A 16,430-nucleotide genomic window follows, 5' to 3' on the forward strand; every position below is an offset into this window, starting at 1 on the left:
AAACTATTTACTTACCAAGATTTTATCCGAATAACTTGTATGTATCAGAACTTACAACATAGCTTTGAAAATAGCGTAATTCTCGTTGTAGAAGATGATTATGATATTGGTGACATTCTTGAAAAATACATAAAAAATGAAAACATGAAGGTCATCCGTGCATTGGATGGACAACAAGCTTTAGAGTGCTTAAAAGCCAACTCTATAGACCTGATTCTCCTTGATATTAAATTACCCAAACTAAATGGCTGGGAAATTCTACAAATCATCCGTCAAACAAGTCATTTACCTGTCATTATGCTGACTGCCTTAGATGATCAAGTGAATAAGATCATGGGGCTAAAAATGGGTGCTGATGATTTTATTATTAAACCATTTAACCCAAATGAAGTGATTGCGCGAATACAAGCCGTACTTAGACGAAGTACAAGCCAAAATACGGAAATAACTAATATTATTCGTTATAAAAATATTGAAATTAATCCAGATCATCATCAAGTTTACATTTCAAATGGTCAAAGAAATCAGCTGCTCAACCTTACGTTAACTGAGTATAAGATACTGGTTTTGATGGCAAAAACACCAAATAAAGTCTTTACACGCAATGAATTGATCCAAAACTGTATGCCTGAAAGTGATGCTTTAGATCGCACTGTAGATAGCCATATCAGCAAATTACGCAAAAAACTTGAAGAAAATTATGTAAATGGTTTATTAATCAATGTCCGTGGCGTGGGGTATCGCTTAGATCAAAATCATGAAATTTAACTTTTTTAAAAATTCAGTTGGAATTAACTTCCAGTTTATTATCATGATGAGCCTACTCAATTTAGGCATTACGCTGTTATCTTTCATGATTGGCTATTTTGTTTATAGCTGGGCGATAAAAATAGGTTTTCTAAATACGCAAGTTATTAATTCAAATGAATTTTCAGTTACCTCTGTTGACTTTATCTGGCTGTTTTTAGTGCTATTAACAGGCTTTTTTCTTTCTACTATCCTCGCCTTTAAATATGGAAAACGCTATACACAGCCAATTAGTGATTTAGCAGATGTTATTCAACAAATTCAACAAGGTAATTTAGCACTCAGAATTAAACAGCCACATCATGATATTCCACATGAAATCAAGTCCCTTATTGAGAACTTCAATGAAATGTCAAACCAACTTGAAGTATCAGTTAAGAATTCAACTGTTTGGAATGCTGCAATTGCACATGAATTACGAACACCTGTGACAATATTACAAGGTCGCTTGCAAGGTATTGTCGATGGTATATTTATTGCCGATCAAGCTTTACACCTAAGCTTATTGAACCAAGTCGAAGGCTTATCTTACCTTGTGGAAGATTTACGGACACTGACACTTATTGAAAATAAACAATTACGTTTAGAACTAGAAAAGACCAATTTAAAAGATAGTATTGAAAAATGTCTGCAGATGTTTAATGAACGGTTTCAGGTTAAAGGTTTAACTATTATTTTAAATTTGACGGATAAATTGGTTTGCGTTGATATAAGAAGGATGGAACAAGTCTTTATTGCATTATTTTCTAATTTTCTAAGATATTCGAATGCTGGACAAATCAATATTACAACGATGGCCACAGCAGAACATTGGCTATTAATGTTTGAAGATGAAGGTCCTGGTATTGATGAATCGCATCTTGCACATCTGTTCAAGCCATTCTATCGTCTGGAAGACTCTAGATCACGTCTAGATGGCGGTACTGGATTAGGCTTGGCAGTGATTGATGCAATTATTGAAGCACACCAAGGTCATATTTATTATTCTAAATCCAAAAACTTAGGTGGCAGCTGTTTTACTATTCAACTAAATCGTATAAATCGTAAGACATCAACTCATTTATAATGTGTTAAGTTCAGATCAATACGGCTTCATTTAAACCATAAATTTAAGATAAATTGATGTCTGAACTTAACCATTCTGTTTGATGATCCTCAAATAAATTTCATTACAATGAATTCTCATCTCGATATTTCGCTAGCATAAAAAATACCACAATGGAGAGTATGCCGATGATAATCCCTGCTGTTAATAATAAATTAACATGAGCTGAACTGAAGGCAATTTTACCTGCGTTAATCAATGCTGTACCTTGTTCAACGGGTAACTGGCTCGCCACTAAATAGGTATCACCAATCGATAGTCTGGCTTTTTCTGCTAAAACAGCAGTTAAATCTGACGGCACTTGAAGATGACTGCCAAATATATAGGCCATGAAAACACCAAATAAAGTAATACCTAGTCCTGTACCCAGTTCATAACCTGTACTTTCAAGTGAACCTGCCGCACCGCCCTTTTCTGCAGGTACTGAGCCCATGATCGCAATGGATGAAGCTGTTAAACCGATACTTAGAGTGAGTCCAATTGAAGCTAAAATAAAGGGAACAATAATTCCCGGATGATGAAAATCTGAATAACTCAAACTGATCAACGCAATTGCTGCCAATATTAATGAAAATGTTGCAACTAGACGCAGTCCGAATTTATTAGATAAAAATCCAGCAATAGGCCCACCAATAGCAGCAGCAACCATAATCGGAACCATAAAAAGACCAGCTTGTAGTGGTGTTAAACGAATGACATATTGCAGCTCCATCGCTAAGGTTAATTCCACACCTGCCAAAGCGCCTGCAGCAACCATTGCCATAATAATGCCTGCTAAAATAGCAGGGCGTGAAAATAGTGAAAGATCTAGCATCGGTTGAGGAGAATTCAGCTGTTTGCGTACAAATATGGTTAATAATCCAATAGAAAAAATGACTAAAGGAAGGACAATTAACAACGACTGTTTACCGCCTAAGCCTGCTTTGAGCGCATATACAAATGAAACCAAACCGAAAATTAGCAATAGCGCCTGACCAAATGCCCAATGTCCAGAGGTTACAGCTTCATTTTTGGATAATAAGAAATAGCACATTGGGGCGACAACTAACATGATTGGGACATTAATGAGGAAAACTGAACCCCACCAGAAATATTCTAACAATCCACCACCAATGAGCGGTCCAATGGCGGCACCGGCTGATCCGATTGTGCCCCAAATACCCAGCGCAATGGCACGTTCGCGACTGTCTTCGAAGGTTCTGCGAATAATACCCAATACACAGGGCATAATCATGGCACCGCCTAATGCTAATAAAGCACGTGCGGCAATCAGCATAGAAGCCGTTTGGGAAAATGCCGCAAGGACTGAGGCAATTCCAAATATAACCAAGCCAATCAGCAGAATCTTACGATTGCCGACACGATCAGCCAAAGTTCCCATCGGAACTAAAAGTCCAGCCATAAGTAATGGATAAATATCAATAATCCATAAGACTTGGTTGCTTGAGGCACTCAATGATTGGGTTAATGATGGAACCGCAACATGCAGTACAGTCATATCAATCACAATCGGCAGAAATGCAAGCACGACAGCGAGCAATATCCACCAGCGTTTCGGATCAAGATTCGTAGCTTTCATGATCAAACCTATATTGATGGTTTATTAAATCAATTCTGAAATAAAGATGTAAATGAAAGATTTGTTGTGGGCTAAACTCGTTAACCCACAGCTTTTATATTTAGCTTTTATTCTCAGTTTTGATGCTTAATGTGCCGCTTTACGTTTCGAGAATTTCTCAACCATGCTCATGACGACAATAAAGAAAATCGGTACAAAAATAACAGCTAGAATTGTTGCGCTGATCATGCCGCCAAAGACGCCTGTACCAATCGCTTTTTGAGTTTCAGAACTAGCGCCACTGGCAATGACTAAAGGAATAACGCCACAGGTAAATGCCAAAGATGTCATTAGGATTGGACGTAAGCGCAATTTAGCGGCTGCAACGGTTGCCTCCACTAAACCCATTCCTTCTTCTCTTAATGCTTTTGCAAACTCAACAATCAAAATGGCATTCTTTGCAGATAGACCAATAATCGTGATCATGCCGACCTTAAAGAAAATATCATTTGGCATACCACGTAACATTACTGCTAAAAAGGCGCCAATCAACCCTAGAGGGACAACTAGCATCACAGAGAATGGAATTGACCAGCTTTCATAAAGTGCTGCCAAGACAAGGAAAACGACTAACATCGACAACAGTAATAAAAACAAGGTTTGTGATTCCGACTGTTTTTCTTCTAGAGAAATCCCAGTCCACTCATAACCCACACCTTTCGGAAGCTGTTTAATCAAATTTTCCATCTCAGTCATGGCTTGTCCTGAAGATACACCTGCTGCTGGACTGCCAGAAATACTCAATGATGGACGACCGTTGTAACGATTGTATTGTTGTGGTGAATGTTGCCAAATGGGTGTAATTATTTCAGACATTGAAACCAATTTACCGCTTTGACTGTTCACTTTAATCTGAAGAATATCTTCAATACTCATGCGTGATTTGGAATCAAGCTGCACTATGACTTGCTGCATGCGGTCTTGATTTGGAAAGTCATTGATGTACATCGAACCCATTGAGGTTGAAATAATATCGGTCACATCACTGAAATTAACACCTAATGCCTGCAATTTATCTCTATCAATTTTAAGCTGTACAGAACTGCCATCTGGCAAACCTTCAGGATAGACCTCCGCCACGATTTTACTTTGTGCTGCTAATGCTAAAAGCTGATCTTGCGCTTCTCTTAAAGCAGGCATGCCAATATTGCCACGATCTAATAATCTCAGTGAAAAACCAGATGAGTTACCTAATTCATCAATGGCTGGTGGTAACACAGACATGGTTTGACCTTCTGAACTTTCAGCCATCGCTATATTTGCATTATTCACGACTTCTTGTGCCGTAATAGTACGCTCTTCGAATGGCAATAGATTAGTAAAATACATCGCTGTATTCTGACCAGAACCACTAAAACCAAAACCTAAGACTGCCATATTGTCTTTAATACCCGTTTCTTGGTCTAAATGATTTTGAAACTCAGCAACGACTTTACGGGTACGTTCTTGAGTTGCATCCGCAGGAAGCTGAATTGAAGTCATAAACCACCCCTGATCTTCTTCTGGCATAAACGCAGTCGGAACGTGTTTAAAACTAAAAATCAGCACAATGACAATGCCTAAGAAACATAACATTGCGAGGGTTTTATGTTTAATTACTTTAAATAAACTACGTTCGTAGCGATTGTTCAGCTTCTCAAAACTGCGATCAAACCATGCAAAAACACCTTTTTTCTGATGGTCTTGATCAATCGGTTTTAACATTGTTGCACATAACGCAGGGGTTAATGTCAATGCAAGGAAAGCTGAGAATAAAATGGAAACTGACATGGTAATGGTGAATTGGCGATAGATAATCCCCACCGAGCCTGACGCCAATGCCATCGGCAAGAATACAGCGGCTAACACTAAGGTAATACCAATAATCGGATTGGTAATTTCCTTCATGGCTTTAGATGTGGCTTCAACTGGAGATAAACTTTCTGTCGCCATAATTCGTTCAACATTCTCAATGACCACAATCGCATCATCGACAATAATCCCAATCGCAAGCACCATGCCGAACATGGTCAGCACATTAATCGAAAAACCTGCAAGTAGCATGACTGAAAATGTGCCAAGCAATGCAATCGGTGCAACGATCGCTGGAATTAAGGTGTATCGAACATTATGTAAGAAAATAAACATGACAATAAAAACTAAAGCCATAGCTTCAAGCAATGTCATGATTACTTTTTCAATCGAAACTTTTACAAAAGGTGCAGTGTCGTAAGGTATAGAGAATTTCATACCATCAGGCAATGCTAGACTTAATTGTTCAATTTTTGCTTTTACACCCTCTGCAGTCTTAACAGCATTGGCACCAGGACTCATTTGTATCGCCACAGCTGTAGAGGCTTTACCATTTTCTAAAATCGCAAAGTTATACATTTGCGCACCAATTTCGACACGAGCAACATCCGATAATCGAACAATGGCACCATTTTGTTGAGCACGTAAACTAATGTTCTTGAATTGCTCTACAGTTTCTAATTGACCTTGAGCAGTCAAAGGAATGGTGATTTGTTGCCCCTTCAACGCAGGAACATCACCAATACGACCCGGTGATATCGGCAAGTTTTGGTTTTGGATGGCTGTATTCACATCTTGAATACTCAATCCATAAGAGACCAAGCGGTCTGGATCGACCCAAATTCGCATGGCTTTCTCAGCACCAAAGTTTTGGACTTTACCAACACCTTCGACCCGTTTTAATTCTTCAATTACATAGCGAGTCATATAGTCACTGACATCAATTTCACTATATTTGCCATTTGGTGAACTCAACCCCACCATCATTAAAAAACCAGATGATGCAGCATCAACCATCAGCCCCTGTTGTCGAACTGTTTGGGGTAGGCGCGACTCAATGGCTTTAATTTTGTTTTGTACATCAACTTGTGCCAGTTCTACATCTGTGCCTGGTTTAAAGGTTGCGGTGATTGTTGCTGTTCCAGAACTATCCGAACTTGAACTGTAATACAGTAAGTTCTTGACACCTGACATTTCCCGCTCAATCAATGTCACAACACTATCATTCAGTGTCTTTGGGGTAGCACCTGGATAGATTGCAGTAATACTGATCTGTGGTGGCGCAACACTCGGAAATCTTGCAATAGGTAACTTGGGAATACTGAGTACACCTAACAAAATAATAAATAAAGCGATCACCCATGCAAAAACAGGACGCTTAATGAAAAATTGAGACATTATTTCTTGCCTCCACTTTCCTGAGTATTTGTAGGTTGCCACTGCTTAATTTTTAGTTTTTGCTCAGGCTGTATACGATCAGCGCCTTCAACAATAACTTTTTCGCCTGCTTGTAATCCTTGTGTTACTACATAGCTATTTTGATAACGTTGACCAAGCTGAATAGGCTTGCTTTGCGCTAAACCTTTTTGATTAACAATCGTAACATTGGCTTTACCATTAATATCATGTTGAATCGCTTGTTCAGGTACTAACAGCGCATTTTCAACTTGAGCTCGGCTCATATTGACTCGAACATACATGCCTGGCAAAAGTTTTTGATTTTGATTATTGACTAGAATACGAATCGTGACATCACCCGTGTCAGGATCAACTTTAGTATCTGAAAATAGGATTTCACCTGTGACATTATAAGGTTTACCCTGACTATTCAGGATTTCAACCGTATGTTTGATGTTTGACACGTCACCTTGCTGCAAAGCTTCCTGTAGCTTTTCATAATCACTAATTGATTGCTTTACATCGACGTAGACTTTATTAATCTGTTGTATTACGGCCATCGCATTGCTATCGCCTTGACCAACCAATGCACCTTCAGTCACTAAGATTTCACCAATCGTTCCTGAGATGGGTGCTGTGACAGTGGCATATTTAAGATTGAGCTGCTGTCTACTTAACATAGCTTGCATTTGCGCCACATCGGCTTTTGCTTTTTTATAATCTGCTTCCGTATTGTTGTATTCCTGCTGACTAACCGCATTTACTTTTACCAATTCAGTGTAGCGTTTTAACAGCACCTGCAAACGTGTCACCTCAGCTTGTGCACGGTTTAAAGTAGCTTGATTGCTTTTTACATCTGCCTGAAAGATTTCAGAATTTAATTTAAAAAGTGGTTGACCTGCTTGCACATAAGAGCCTTGTTTAAAAAGCACTTTATCAACAATTCCACCTACTTGCGGACGAATTTCAGCAATCCGGTAAGCTGTAACACGGCCGGGAAGATTTTCAATTACATTCATAGATTGCGGTAATACAGTGATGGTACTGACCACCACCGGCGGCATTTCTGCTGCGGACTGTTCAGCATCTTTGGATTGTGTACAGCCGATCAAAAGTACAGTTGTAATAAGTATTGAACTTATTAAATGATGACATGTTTGCATGTTTTTTCAGAGAGAGTTTTAGATGCTACTATTTTGAAATAGCAGTGTTTATGAATTGCTAATGTTATGTGGAGATTGTGTGGAGAAAACTGTTAAATGGGAAGTAATTTTAATTTGGCTGAAACTATTATTAATAATAAACACTTGATTTTGTTAAGCTAAATTATTGTTTTATAATAACTTTATTAATATTGGTTGATTGAGAAACCTGTTGGAAGTTTTAGATATATTTCATACTATTCTTTATATGAGTTATCTATTTAAAAAGAAGTAATAAAGAAGCTAATGGATCATTTTGAAGTAGAAGTTTTAAAACAAGCTGCTTCGTAATTCTTCAATAAATACGAAGCATATTTTAGTAAATTTAATTCTCTATTTATAATTTTTTCTTTTTTATTAATATTTTGAAAATTTTATTAAAACTTGCAACCCAATCAGCTTGGTCAGTATGCATGTGCTTCATGGCTCTTTTTTGATTGAAGTTAGTCTTGCAAATATCGAACCATTTTTTTGTTCCTTTTTTCCCCTCAATTGCTTCACAAATCATGGTTATATTTTTTTCATTAAGCATCTCTTTGGTAATAAATAGAAAAAAACAAAATGCTTCATTATTTTTGTTATTTTTCTTAATATCAATAAGGTAAAGATGATCATGAAATTCGGCTAACTCTAACTTTAAAAACAAAAGTAATCTTCCAACGTCATCGTTAATCCAAGTATTATGAATAGGGAATTTAACGATGGGCTTTATCTGTAAAAGTGAAAAGGTGTCTGAAAGATTTCCACTTTGATCAATGCAAGATACTTTAGTTAATTTAGTAGAATCTTTTTTAGCTTCAATGTTTTTTAAACTACTAAATATAAGAGCAAGATCATCTACATCTAGTTTATTCGGTTTTTTTTCTGAATTTTCAGATTTTGTAGGTTTATTCTTTCTATTGCCATAACGGTTGCCTGATGATTCTTCATCTTTATTTTCATTTTTTTCTTTACTTTCAATATATTGTATATTTGATTCAGTTTCAATTACTTCTTCAATAATCTCAATATCGAAGTCAGTAAAATCTACTGAAATATCAGTCTGTTTTTTATTTTCACCTCTGTTGTGAGATGGGTCTTCTTGGGTGTTGATACGAGTGTTATTGCGTTTTTTTTGTTTCGACCTTGTCTATGAACTTTATCTTTATCAATGGTTTCTATCTGTTCCTCTGATTCTGTTACAGGTGCATAAGCTACTATAGGAAAATCAGCAATAGGAGAAACTTTAGATACGTGTGTAATTAAAAATCGTTTTCCATTTTCAAGCCAAATACCTTCGGCAGTTAAGCTCATTGTTGTTGAATGCGGAGGAATTACACTAGGAAATCTAGATGGATATGGCTTTCCAGTTTTATCGAGTTTTATGTCATTTAACGAATTTCGTATATTTAGCACTTTTTCTTGGGTGTTTTTGTTTAGTGCTAGATTTGCCAAAAATGTGATCGCTTCTTTTCCTATGGTTTTAACCATATTTTTTTTCAGTACAACAGATATTTTTTCAACATTTTCAACATTTTCAACATTTTGAATTTCATATTTTTCTAAAAATAAATCAACTATATGTGAAATACTGTAATTTTCATTGATGATATGGCCTCTAATGTCCTTTCTTGCAGGGATATAAAAAGCATGGAGTGAATGAATACAACTTGTAAGTACTTCGATATTATCATTTGATTTTAAAATACAATATTTACTCATTAAAAATGGGTAATATCTAAAAGGCACATTTGCACTGTATTCATTTTTAGGAATGAATATTTTTTCATTATATAAGTAGTATTCGTCTGAATCAGGAATCTTAGCATCAAATCTAATGATCTTTGGTTCGTTAATGGAAAAATCAAACTCAAAATTAACTGTTCTCAGACAGTTATTAAAAGAGAATTTTCTTCCCTCTATTCGTGTTTGGCCTTTCCATATTGTGCCAATTTGTACTGTATCCAAATCTCGAAAAGTGACATCATATTTGTTGTAAGAATTTTCAGATACATTTAAACGATTAGGGTTTGCCGCATCAAGCTCAACAAGTAGAACTTCAATTAATATATTGTCAGATTCAGAACTCGAATTTAACTTTAAACAACTATATAGGTAGACAACTCGTTCGATTTCATCATCAGGAAATGAGTCAATAGAGGTCATATCAGAATATACTCTAATAAAGGTTATTATAAAAAAGAAATTATGAGTTATTAATAGTCTATTTTTATATATTTGACTAGCTTCTATTTTTGTAAACTAGCTTTTATTTTTGTAAGTGACAACCCCCTCCGACTAAAGCAATTGCAGATGCCGTATGGTGTGGGGCTCGAAAGGGGCGTTGTCCAAAATGATGCTGGCTATTGGCAATAGAATAAATACTGGCGACTTCAATATTTTCCTGCATATTGAGTGGTGGCAATATGCTTGCCAAGCGCGAAGCCAATAAAGTTTTACCGGTACCGGGCGGGCCTTTGAACAATAAAGAGTGGCCACCCGCCGCTGCAATTTCGAGGGCGCGTCGTGGGCGAAGTTGGCCTTTGACATCGGCTAAATCAAAATTGTATTGGCCTATACTAGAGCTTATGGGAGCAGTGTAGGCTGTAATCGGTGTTTGTTGAGCCAAATGTGCGCAGACTTCATTTAAATGCCCTGCTGCAAAGACCTCAAAATTGGGTAATTGGGCGGCTTCCGCGGCATTTTGCTGGGGCACAATAAGTGGGTGTCCCAGTTGTTGGCAAGCAATGGCTATACTTAATATGCCTGTAATTGGGCGCAAATGACCATCAAGTGCTAATTCCCCAACAAATTCTAAACCTTCAGCCGCATGCTCAGACAATTGCCCAGAGGCAATCAAAATACCCAAAGCAATGGGAAGATCTAAGCGTGAACCATCTTTAGGTAGGTCTGCTGGGGCTAAATTAATAGTTAGTCGTTTATTTGGAAATTGAAAACCACTATTGATAATGGCCGAACGAACACGGTCTTTACTCTCGCGAACAGCAGCTTCAGGTAGGCCCACAATAGTTAAAGAGGGCAAGCCTTGACTCAAATGCACTTCCACTTCAATTAAAGGTGCATGCAAGCCCAAGAGCCCTCGGGTATAAATTTTGGCAAAAGACATATTATTGTTCCATTATAGTGCGTTTTTTTTAATCATTATGCGTCTATTTTTGCACTTATTTGGTGCTTATTTTTTATTCTGTAATTCTTTTTCGAGTTGTGCAACTTGTCCTAAGAGTGCATCTAAGCGTGAATTAGCATGATTTAAAGCTGTTCGTTGACGTTCAATCTCTGCTTGCGAGACCAAATCCATTTTGCTGACCGCTTCATTTAATAGCGCTCGTATATTGTGTTCGAGGTCTTTTTTGGGTTGTTCGACTTGCTCAAGAATAGCTTGTAATAAGGTTTCAATCATTTTATGTCTAATCCAATCATAAAATAGCGAGTGTAGCATTCACACAGGTTCGGCTATAGCCTTTGGCCGATTATATCGTATGAATCGATACTTAAAATCGTAATTCTTATGGTAAAAACGTCTAATTTTCGCGTTCAAGACTAAATTAAACGTATAAAATAGGTTATACATAAGCTTCATGCTCAAAGTTTCTATTTTCCCCCGACCTTAGTCACTTTGGCATGAAAATTGAACATAAAACCTTACAGGTGAAATAAGCCGAAGGAAAACAAACATGAAACTTGTAACTGCTATTGTAAAACCATTCAAATTAGATGACGTGCGTGAAGCATTGTCTGAAATTGGTGTTCAAGGTATCACGGTCACAGAAGTAAAAGGTTTTGGCCGTCAAAAAGGTCATACTGAATTGTATCGTGGTGCTGAGTATGTAGTTGATTTTTTACCAAAAGTAAAAATTGAAATTGCGATTAGTGATGAAATGGTTGATTCAGTCATTGAATCAATTACCCGTGTTGCAAGCACAGGTAAAATTGGCGACGGTAAAATATTCGTGACTAACTTAGAACAAGTTATCCGTATTCGTACCGGCGAAACAGGTGCTGACGCTGTCTAATTAATTGGCACGAAGTTTGCTGAGTACCTAATAACTCACAAAAACTAGGTTGGGGGATACGAATGAAAAAGATGTTGCTTGCGCTCAGTCTATCTGGCGCACTCTTAGGCGGTTCTGTTGCATGGGCTGAAGAAGCTGCAACAGCACCGACACCTACAGAAGAAATTTCAGTTGTAGAAACTGAGGCTACCTCAGCGGCGCCAGTCGCTGAGACCGTTGCACCAGTGGAAGTTGCACCAGCACCAGCAGAAGAAGAAGTAAAACTGGACACAGGTGATACGGCGTGGATTTTAGTGTCTACTGCACTTGTTTTATTAATGACTATTCCTGGTCTTGCATTATTCTACGGCGGTATGGTCCGTAAAAAGAACGTTTTAAGCACCATGGCGCATAGCTTTGTGGCTGCAGGTATTGTGAGCTTAACATGGGTAATTGTTGGTTATTCGCTGGCATTTAGCGAAGGCAATGCTTTTATTGGTAGTTTAGATAAAGTCATGCTTTCAGGTATTACTACAGAAGTGCTCACAGGCACAATTCCTGAAATTCTCTTTGTTATTTTCCAAATGACTTTTGCCATCATCACTGTAGCCATTATTACAGGTTCGATTGCAGAACGTATGAAGTTTGGTGCATTTGTTGCATTCATTACGCTTTGGAGCGTGATTGTGTATGCCCCAATTACGCATTGGGTTTGGGGTGGTGGTTGGTTAGGTAACGATGGTGCGCTTGACTTTGCAGGTGGTACGGTTGTTCATATTAACTCGGGTGTTGCAGGCTTAGTAGCGGCTTATATGCTTGGTAAACGTATGGGCCTAGGTCGTGAATCTATGGCACCACATAACCTTACACTGACTGTTGTAGGTGCAAGCCTTGTATGGGTGGGTTGGTTCGGTTTCAACGGCGGTTCTGCATTGGGTGCAAATGGTTCTGCGGGTTATGCACTCGTGGTAACACAAGTTGCAGCGGCAGCAGCAGCAATCGCATGGTTAATTACTGAAAAAGTGGTTCGTGGTAAATCATCTGTCCTTGGTGGTGCTTCAGGCGCAGTTGCAGGTTTGGTGGTAATTACACCAGCTGCAGGTTTTGTCACTGTTGGTGGCGCGCTAGCGATGGGTCTTATTGGTGGTGTAGTGTGCTTCTGGGGTATTACAGCACTAAAACGCGTATTAAAAGCCGACGATTCACTCGATGCATTTGGTTTACACGGCGTGGGTGGTATTGTGGGTGCGATTTTAACTGCTTTCTTTGCAAGCTCATTCATTATGGGTGATAAAGCCCCAACAGATGTGATGCATCAATTATGGGTACAAGTAGAAGGTGTACTTGCTACCGTGGCTTATTCAGCAGTATTAACATTTATTATTCTTAAAGTGATTGATCTTGTGATTGGTATTCGCGTAGAAGCTGATGACGAACGCATGGGTCTAGATTTAAGCCAACATGGCGAACGCGTAGAATAAAAATTCAACATTATGCTGATCATCTAATATCAATATATTGTGTAAAACAGCCCGAAAGGGCTGTTTTTTTTCTATATGTTGCGTAATGCTCTACAAAGCTCACAATTTTTGCTACACTCTGAGGCCATACAAAATTGTTCAATTAACCCGCTATGCATTGTCCATTTTGCAACGCTGCAGACAGTAAAGTGATCGATTCGCGCTTGGCTGCCGAAGGCTGTCAAATTCGCCGACGCCGCGAATGTATTTGCTGTGGCGAGCGTTTTACAACTTTTGAAAGTTATGAAGTGGTTATGCCACGTGTCATTAAGTCGGATGGTAAAAATGAGCCATTTGACGAGGCAAAATTAAGACGTTCATTGCTACACGCTTTACAAAAACGACCAGTGACCCAAGAACAAATCGAAACAGTCTTGAGTGATATTCAACTGCAAATTCGCCGTTTAGGTGAAAGAGATGTGAAATCACGGACCATTGGTGAAATTGTAATGCAGTCTTTATTTGCCTTAGATCATGTGGCTTATGTACGATTTGCATCGGTCTATCAAGATTTCCAAGATGTGGAAGCATTTCGTCGTCAAATCGAACAAATGCAACACCGCGATCAATAAGTGAAAGATATAGGAATACACACAACATGTCAGAGCTGAGCCAAGACCAAATATGGATGCAACGTGCGATTGCGCTGGCACAGCTTGGACAATACTCGACGCGTCCTAATCCAAATGTAGGTTGTGTATTGGTAAAGGATGGCAAGCAGGTGGGTGCAGGTTTTCATCCTAAAGCAGGACAACCTCATGCAGAAGTGTTTGCCATGCGTGAGGCAGGTGATCTAGCTCAAGGGGCGACAGCCTATGTCACTTTAGAACCTTGCGCACATTTCGGACGTACACCGCCTTGCGCAAAAGGCTTAGTTGAAGCAGGTGTGGCCAAAGTCGTTGTGGCTTGCCCAGACCCGAATCCTTTGGTTGCAGGCAAAGGTGTTCAAATTTTAAAAGATGCAGGTATTGAAGTTGAAGTGGGTATATGTGAAGCAGAAGCCCACCAGCTTAATTTAGGTTTTCTAAAAGCGATGGCCACGGGTCAGCCCTATGTGCGCTTAAAAGTGGCGTCTAGTTTAGATGGTCGTACTGCCATGGCATCGGGTGAGTCGAAGTGGATTACAGGCTCAGAAGCACGCTTGGATGTACAACATTGGCGTGCTATTTCAGGTGTGGTCATTACGGGTATTGAAACGGTTTTGGCTGATGACTGCCAGCTGAATGTACGCCAATTATCAGCAGATATAGACCTCAGCACAGTTGTGCAACCCAAGCGTTTAGTCTTAGATCGACAAGGTCGCTTGCCGTTAACAGCTAAACTATGTGAACAGCCTGAAACTTTAATGGTGATGGGGCCATATCGTCAGGAACTGGCAGATTTAGGTGTAGAACAGATCGAAGTTCAATCTTTAACTGATTTAATCTCGCTTTTGGCGCAGCAGTATCAAATTTATGATGTCCTAATTGAAGCAGGTGCAACCTTATCCACTGCCTTTTTACAAGAAAAACTGGTAGATGAATTAATTAATTATGTTGCACCCACCTTTCTAGGGGCGTCAGCACGTGCCATGTTTAATGCTGAATTTAGTGTGATGGCAGAACAACTTCGCTTCAAGCTCAAGCATGTTGCCCAATTGGGTCAAGATGTTCGCTTAAGCCTTATTCCAGAGTCAGTATGAGTACAGAGTCTACGTCTACGGTTTATCATAAACGTCGCCATGCAGCACGTACCACAGATGAATATCTTTTTCATCAATTGGTGCCGTACTTAGGCAACAAGCGTCGTTTACTGCATTTGATTTTAGAAGCCCTTGAGCAAACAGGCACATTGAATCGTGAAGATGGCCGTGCACCAATTTTTGCCGATTTTTTTGCAGGCTCGGGTGTGGTGTCACGTTTAGCACGCCAAAATGGTTATCGTGTCATTGCCAATGACTGGGAACCGTATAGTCATGCATTAAATAGTGCTGTACTGTCTTGTGTAGATGCACCTGCATTTAAAGAATTAGGTGGTTATCAAAAAGCCATTGATTATCTTAATCGCTTACCTGAAGTTAAGGGTTGGGTAACGCATAATTTATGTCCACGCAATGACGAAATTTATGATCCAAGCCGTGACCGTTTGTTCTTCAAACGCCGTAATGGTATGCGTCTTGATGCGATTCGTCAGCAAATTGCAACTTGGCAAACTCAAGGTGCGATTAACGATGTTGAAATGTCGGCATTGCTTGCGCCTTTACTGTATTCGGCAAGCTTTGTTAGTAATACCTCTGGGGTATTCAAGAGTTTCCATCATGGTTGGGGTGGTAAAACACAGACAGCCTTAGAGCGTATTGAATCATTACTTTGGCTGACGCCAAGTCGCTTCTGTGAAATTGGTGATCCGAAAAAGCCAGCCGCTGAAATGTGGTGTGTAGATTCACAGCATTTGGCGAACCAAATGAGTGGTTTTGAAGTGGATGTGGCTTATTTAGATCCGCCGTATAACCAACATGCTTATAGTTCAAACTATCATGTACTCAATGCGCTAACTTTGTGGGATCAAGTCGATTTACCAACACCTGATACCAAAGGCTTTAAGAGCGGTATTGATCGTGCATGGCGTAAAGAGCGTCCAAGTCCGTATAACTCGTCAAAGCATGCTAAAGAAGCCTATGAAAAATTAGTCGAAACCATTAATGCACGTTATATTTTGACCAGTTACTCTACAGATGGAAATATTAGTGCCACGGACTTGTTACAGGCCAATTTAAAACGTGGACGTGTGACTTTGTTAACGCAAGATGTACCGCGTTATCGTGTGAGTAAGCAGCGTCAGTCTGAGCGGGCACGTGTACTGGAATTTATTGTGATTACCGATACACATGCTAAATCAGGCCCACCAATACGCCAGTTACTTGGGCAGTTGCATCATTTTGCAGAGCTTGGTGGTGTAGATACAACCGATGTCAGCACACAATTGGCATTGTGGTAAAACAAATACAGTTTAGAGAAG

14 protein-coding genes are annotated in these 16,430 nt (G+C 39.0%); 7 read left to right on the forward strand and 7 right to left on the reverse strand.

Annotated features, from left to right (window positions below; translation table 11 throughout):
• The first annotated feature begins 39 nt into the window (after positions 1–39).
• Together adeR and adeS are read left to right on the forward strand one after the other, a co-directional pair.
• Positions 40–768 (forward strand): efflux system response regulator transcription factor AdeR, encoded by a 729-nt coding sequence (gene adeR / locus D9K81_RS13020; protein WP_020752724.1) that lies wholly within the window; start codon positions 40–42, stop codon positions 766–768.
• Entirely contained in the window at positions 758–1,873 is a 1,116-nt protein-coding gene (gene adeS, locus D9K81_RS13025; RefSeq protein ID WP_099143579.1) for a two-component sensor histidine kinase AdeS, read from the forward strand. Before adeR ends, adeS begins: the two co-directional genes overlap by 11 nt.
• 103 nt (positions 1,874–1,976) lie before the next feature.
• On the opposite strand, the gene aadT is transcribed toward adeS, so the two are convergent.
• The 7 genes from aadT to D9K81_RS13060 all read right to left on the reverse strand — a co-directional run bounded on the left by aadT (position 1,977) and on the right by D9K81_RS13060 (position 11,321).
• A complete protein-coding gene (gene aadT, locus D9K81_RS13030; RefSeq protein ID WP_020752726.1) occupies positions 1,977–3,491 on the reverse strand; it encodes a multidrug efflux MFS transporter AadT in 1,515 nt (504 codons plus the stop codon).
• A gap of 126 nt (positions 3,492–3,617) precedes the next feature.
• On the reverse strand, positions 3,618–6,722 hold the full coding sequence (locus tag D9K81_RS13035; RefSeq protein WP_269465455.1) for a multidrug efflux RND transporter permease subunit: 3,105 nt from the start codon (positions 6,720–6,722) through the stop codon (positions 3,618–3,620).
• Complete coding sequence (locus D9K81_RS13040; protein ID WP_077109212.1) at positions 6,719–7,882, reverse strand: efflux RND transporter periplasmic adaptor subunit; 1,164 nt, start codon at positions 7,880–7,882, stop codon at positions 6,719–6,721. Before D9K81_RS13040 ends, D9K81_RS13035 begins: the two co-directional genes overlap by 4 nt.
• A 376-nt stretch (positions 7,883–8,258) precedes the next feature.
• A complete protein-coding gene (locus tag D9K81_RS13045) occupies positions 8,259–8,567 on the reverse strand; it encodes a hypothetical protein (RefSeq protein ID WP_120373737.1) in 309 nt (102 codons plus the stop codon).
• Positions 8,568–8,947: 380 nt separating this feature from the next.
• Positions 8,948–10,066 carry a hypothetical protein gene (locus tag D9K81_RS13050; protein ID WP_121523436.1) on the reverse strand — a complete coding sequence of 373 codons (1,119 nt, stop codon included), beginning with the start codon at positions 10,064–10,066 and terminating at the stop codon, positions 8,948–8,950.
• 103 nt (positions 10,067–10,169) lie between these two features.
• On the reverse strand, positions 10,170–11,027 hold the full coding sequence (locus D9K81_RS13055) for a YifB family Mg chelatase-like AAA ATPase (protein WP_120373735.1): 858 nt from the start codon (positions 11,025–11,027) through the stop codon (positions 10,170–10,172).
• A 66-nt stretch (positions 11,028–11,093) separates the two neighbouring features.
• A complete protein-coding gene (locus D9K81_RS13060) occupies positions 11,094–11,321 on the reverse strand; it encodes an accessory factor UbiK family protein (protein WP_120373734.1) in 228 nt (75 codons plus the stop codon).
• 274 nt (positions 11,322–11,595) lie between these two features.
• Between D9K81_RS13060 and glnK the strand changes: the two genes are divergently transcribed.
• From glnK to D9K81_RS13085, 5 genes are all read left to right on the forward strand, one after another.
• Positions 11,596–11,934 carry a P-II family nitrogen regulator gene (glnK, locus tag D9K81_RS13065; protein WP_004650081.1) on the forward strand — a complete coding sequence of 113 codons (339 nt, stop codon included), beginning with the start codon at positions 11,596–11,598 and terminating at the stop codon, positions 11,932–11,934.
• Between the two features lie 62 nt (positions 11,935–11,996).
• Positions 11,997–13,394 (forward strand): ammonium transporter, encoded by a 1,398-nt coding sequence (locus tag D9K81_RS13070; RefSeq protein WP_120373733.1) that lies wholly within the window; start codon positions 11,997–11,999, stop codon positions 13,392–13,394.
• A 152-nt stretch (positions 13,395–13,546) separates the two neighbouring features.
• Entirely contained in the window at positions 13,547–14,005 is a 459-nt protein-coding gene (nrdR, locus tag D9K81_RS13075) for a transcriptional regulator NrdR (RefSeq protein WP_106983852.1), read from the forward strand.
• A gap of 26 nt (positions 14,006–14,031) precedes the next feature.
• Positions 14,032–15,114 (forward strand): bifunctional diaminohydroxyphosphoribosylaminopyrimidine deaminase/5-amino-6-(5-phosphoribosylamino)uracil reductase RibD, encoded by a 1,083-nt coding sequence (ribD, locus tag D9K81_RS13080; RefSeq protein WP_120373732.1) that lies wholly within the window; start codon positions 14,032–14,034, stop codon positions 15,112–15,114.
• Entirely contained in the window at positions 15,111–16,409 is a 1,299-nt protein-coding gene (locus tag D9K81_RS13085) for a DNA adenine methylase (protein WP_120373731.1), read from the forward strand. The genes ribD and D9K81_RS13085 overlap by 4 nt, the downstream gene beginning before the upstream one ends.
• Positions 16,410–16,430: the final 21 nt, after the last annotated feature.

Source organism: Acinetobacter chengduensis (assembly GCF_003664645.1).
In the GTDB taxonomy this organism is placed as follows: Bacteria; Pseudomonadota; Gammaproteobacteria; order Pseudomonadales; family Moraxellaceae; genus Acinetobacter; species Acinetobacter chengduensis.